This is a genomic window from Pseudomonas sp. CM25 (genome assembly GCF_013179705.1).
Classification (GTDB): domain Bacteria; phylum Pseudomonadota; class Gammaproteobacteria; order Pseudomonadales; family Pseudomonadaceae; genus Aquipseudomonas.
Window position 1 is genome coordinate 1 of the sequence record NZ_JABMCW010000456.1, and the last position, 3,603, is coordinate 3,603.

Annotated in this window: 6 protein-coding genes and 1 pseudogene; 3 read left to right on the forward strand and 4 right to left on the reverse strand. The window is 62.1% G+C overall.

Translation table 11 applies throughout. From position 1 onward, the window contains the following. A partial coding sequence (locus HP546_RS27705; RefSeq protein WP_172232247.1) for a CBS domain-containing protein occupies positions 1-323 on the forward strand: 323 nt, incomplete at its 5' end. An 8-nt stretch (positions 324-331) separates the two neighbouring features. Here the strand turns inward: HP546_RS27705 and HP546_RS27710 are convergent. The 3 genes from HP546_RS27710 to HP546_RS27720 all read right to left on the reverse strand — a co-directional run bounded on the left by HP546_RS27710 (position 332) and on the right by HP546_RS27720 (position 1,800). Continuing rightward, positions 332-970 carry an NADH:ubiquinone oxidoreductase subunit N gene (locus HP546_RS27710; protein WP_172232250.1) on the reverse strand — a complete coding sequence of 213 codons (639 nt, stop codon included), beginning with the start codon at positions 968-970 and terminating at the stop codon, positions 332-334. Between the two features lie 68 nt (positions 971-1,038). Next, on the reverse strand, positions 1,039-1,281 hold the full coding sequence (locus HP546_RS27715) for a DUF2789 domain-containing protein (RefSeq protein WP_172232253.1): 243 nt from the start codon (positions 1,279-1,281) through the stop codon (positions 1,039-1,041). Between the two features lie 60 nt (positions 1,282-1,341). Then, a complete protein-coding gene (locus HP546_RS27720) occupies positions 1,342-1,800 on the reverse strand; it encodes an aminoacyl-tRNA deacylase (protein WP_172232256.1) in 459 nt (152 codons plus the stop codon). 182 nt (positions 1,801-1,982) lie between these two features. Between HP546_RS27720 and HP546_RS27725 the strand changes: the two are divergent. Both HP546_RS27725 and HP546_RS27730 read left to right on the forward strand, forming a co-directional pair. After that, a pseudogene (locus HP546_RS27725) lies at positions 1,983-2,465 on the forward strand (NfeD family protein); the annotation flags it as partial. 2 nt (positions 2,466-2,467) lie between these two features. After that, complete coding sequence (locus tag HP546_RS27730; protein ID WP_172232259.1) at positions 2,468-3,220, forward strand: slipin family protein; 753 nt, start codon at positions 2,468-2,470, stop codon at positions 3,218-3,220. Positions 3,221-3,268: 48 nt separating this feature from the next. On the opposite strand, the gene HP546_RS27735 is transcribed toward HP546_RS27730, so the two are convergent. Next, the coding region (locus HP546_RS27735; protein ID WP_172232262.1) for a LysE family transporter at positions 3,269-3,603 on the reverse strand (335 nt) is incomplete at its 5' end.

Sequence of the window (3,603 nt, forward strand, 5' to 3'; positions counted from 1 at the left end):
GTGCGTTGCCCGTGGTCGAGGGCAACCAGGTGGTGGGTATCGTCAGTGAACGGGACTATGCACGCAAACTGGTACTCAAGGGCCGCTCTTCCGCCGCCACCCCGGTGCGCGAAATCATGAGTGCGCCTGTGGTCACCGTGGAACCCAAGCAGAACCTCGAGTACTGCATGAACCTGATGACCAACCGCCACCTGCGCCACCTGCCAGTGGTCAGCAACGGAGAGTTGCTCGGTCTGCTGTCGATTGGTGACCTGGTCAAGGAAACCATCGCCGAACAGGCCGGCCTTATCCTGCAGTTGGAGCAATACATCCGCGGCGAATGAGGCCCCTCTCAATGGTAGGCGCGCTCCAGTTCGTCCAGTTGATGGTCGAAGCTGCGCAGGCGCGCCGACCAGGTGTACACCAGCACTTCCAGGTCACGGTTGAGCACGGCGGTATTGCCATGGCCGCTAGGGGTGGGTTCGCCAAGGTCCAGCTGATAGCGCTCGCGGGCCATGGCCTGGGCAACGCTGGACAGGTCGCGGGCATTTGCCAGCCAGTGGTGGTGATGGTCGTGAATTTCGCGGTCAAGCGTGCGGCACTGGCGCTTCAGCGCATCCAGGCTCTGCTCCAGCGGGGTGCCCTTGAGCTCACCCATGACCTCTTCGAACGTACGCCCCGAATGCCAGTAGCTGCCCCAGAAATAGCGGTCGAACACGGTTTCGACGCGGCGCAGCGCGACCTTGGTGTTCCAGATGGTCAGCAGCGTTCGGCCCTGGGTCACTTCGCGCTTGTTCAAGTGCAGCTGCTGCCAGGCGATCCAGGTCAGCGTCACCAAAGCAGCCGCCACAGTGATTGCAGCGGCGGCATACAGAAAGTGCACCGCCTGGTTCATCTGTTGCGTATGCCTGATGCCGTAGAAGTAACTGGCCGTCAGCGTGCCCAGGATCATCACGGAGCACCAGAAACCTGGTGCGTAGGGATCTTTCATGGCGCTATCCCCTATTGTTTTCCTGAGCATAGCAACGGCCAATCACTCGTCAGGTGCCGCTCGGCACTTTATTTTTTCTGGGGATGAAGCGCCTCGTTCAGTTGGTCGATCATGGGAATCCAGTCGTCATCAGCGATGTATTTTTCTTTCAGGAAATCGCGCTGCGAATCGTTCCAGAATGGGGCATCGACCAGTTTCACATCGTCGTCGAGCGGTGAGTGAGTCGTGATGAACCTGTCGATTTCGACCGGGTCGTCAGACAGCCCCAACTGTTTGAAAATTTCAGACAAAGGATGAATCGGATTGTCCATGGTTCCTCCTCGGTGCCGAACCGATCATCGACGATGCCGGCCCGGCATGGGTTGAGAGCATCAGCTGAGCTCACGCACTTCGGCGCGCGGCACCAGCTTCAAATATTGCTCCATGCTCATGTGAATCAGATGATCGTGATCACCCGCCTCCAGATAGACATCGCCCTGGCGAGTAAGACTCGAATCAAGCAGCATCTTTATCTGGTATGCATCGCCCAACGCAGGCACGGCCCCCCGTTCGCAGTCGCCGAACAGGCTCGGCAGGCCGCTTTCACGGGTCAGTTGCCAGGCCCCCGACATGCGCACCTTGCTCATGTCCAGGTGCCGGTTGGCCGGTAGTACGGCCATGATGTAGTTGCCATGCCGGTCATCGAGCATCACCGACTTGGCGACCCGCTCAGCGGGCACGCCAGCCGTGCGGGCCGACTCCAGGCTGGTGGCCGAATGTGGATGGGGAATGATGTCGTAGTCGCAGTTGGCCTTGTCCAGGCGATTCTGCAGGGTCTTTGCCATACGCATGGTGCACCTCCGGTTTCGCCCCCCAATCTTCAATTTTAGGCCGGCTGCCGGCAGCCGGGGCTAAACTTGTTGTATGAGGACGACCGAGGTGACGACAGGTGATCGCCCGCTGCTGGCGCTGGCTGTTGCTGCTGTTGCTGCTTGGCATCACGCCGAGCGGTCAGGCTGCGGCCGGTGAGCAAGCCGTGCTGTTGTTGCCGGTGAGTGTCGCCGGCGCGGCACTGATCCTCCTCGGCATCGCCTTCATGCTCGCCGAAGCCTTCCTGCCCAACTACGGCGTAGTCGGCTTTGCCGGCATCATCGCCTTCGTGGTCGGCGCGCTGTGCCTGATCGACACCGATACCCCCGGCTTCGGCCTCCCGCTGGCCTTGGTCGCTACGCTGGCACTGCTGCTGGTACTGCTGATCGGTGGGGTGCTGGCGATGGCCGTGAAGGCGCGCCGACGGGCGCTGGTAAGCGGCGACGCCGGCCTGCTGGGTAGCCTGGCCACCGTCACCCAGGTGATGGCGGGCAACCCGTTGCGTGGCGTGGTGCTGGCGCAAGGCGAGCAATGGCAAGTGCAATGCGCGACACCGCTGCAAGCCGGCCAGAACGTGCGGGTGACCGCGCGCAATGGCGTGATGCTGGAAGTCAGCGCCGCCGGGCTGGCGGCGCAAGGAGCGTGACCATGTTCATGCAAGTGGGTTTCGGCGCGATAGCAGTCGTTGTGGCGATGCTGTTGCTGTCGGCATTTCGCATCCTGCGCGAATACGAGCGCGGCGTGGTGTTCCAGCTGGGACGCTTCTGGCAGGTGAAGGGGCCGGGGCTGATCCTGTTGATCCCGGTGATCCAGCAAATGGTCCGGGTCGACCTGCGCACCGTGGTGCTGGATGTACCGACGCAGGATGTGATCACCCGCGACAATGTCTCGGTCAAGGTCAACGCCGTGCTGTACTTCCGTGTGCTCGACCCGCAAAAGGCGATCATCCAGGTCGAGGACTTCATGGTGGCGACCAGCCAGTTGGCCCAGACCACCCTGCGCGCGGTGCTCGGCAAGCACGAACTGGATGAATTGCTGGCCGAGCGCGAACAGCTGAATGCGGATATCCGCCAGGTGCTGGATGCGCAGACTGATGCCTGGGGCATCAAGGTGGCCAACGTCGAGATCAAGCACGTCGACCTCAACGAATCGATGGTACGCGCCATCGCCCGCCAGGCCGAGGCCGAGCGCGAACGACGGGCCAAGGTGATCCATGCTGAGGGCGAATTACAGGCGTCGGAAAAGCTGATGCAGGCGGCGCAGATGCTGGGCAAGGAGCCGGGGGCGATGCAGTTGCGCTACATGCAGACGCTGGGCGCGATTGCCGGGGACAAGAGCTCGACCATTGTCTTCCCGTTGCCGGTGGATTTGCTCAAGGGGTTGATGGACCGGCAGGAATAGCGGCAAGGCATTCGTCGGCGAGCCTGCGAATGCCTTGCCTGCGGTGTATCAGAGGGGCGCGCGGCGCAGGGTAGCCAGGAAGGTAGCGGCACCAATGAACAACCCGGCAAACGTGCGGTTCAGACGCTTCTGCTGCTTGGGCGTACGCAGCAGGCGCAGCACCCGCGAGGCCAGGCCGGTGTAGCCCGCCATCACCAGCATGTCCACGCTGATCATGGTTACCGTGATGGCCACATACTGCGGCAACAGCGGCGCATGCGGGTTGAGGAACTGCGGCAGCACCGCCAGCATGAACACCAACGCCTTGGGGTTGCTGACGTTGACCAGGAAACCACGGAACACCAGGCTAAGCGGCTTGCCGATCGGGCGCACGGCGGACTCGT

What these genes read in the sequence shown, in the direction of transcription:
- HP546_RS27710 (WP_172232250.1), bottom strand. Translation starts at nt 970, where the DNA reads ATGAAAGATCCCTACGCACCAGGTTTCTGGTGCTCCGTGATGATCCTG.
- HP546_RS27715 (WP_172232253.1), bottom strand. Translation starts at nt 1,281, where the DNA reads ATGGACAATCCGATTCATCCTTTGTCTGAAATTTTCAAACAGTTGGGG.
- HP546_RS27720 (WP_172232256.1), bottom strand. Translation starts at nt 1,800, where the DNA reads ATGCGTATGGCAAAGACCCTGCAGAATCGCCTGGACAAGGCCAACTGC.
- HP546_RS27730 (WP_172232259.1), top strand. Translation starts at nt 2,468, where the DNA reads ATGTTCATGCAAGTGGGTTTCGGCGCGATAGCAGTCGTTGTGGCGATG.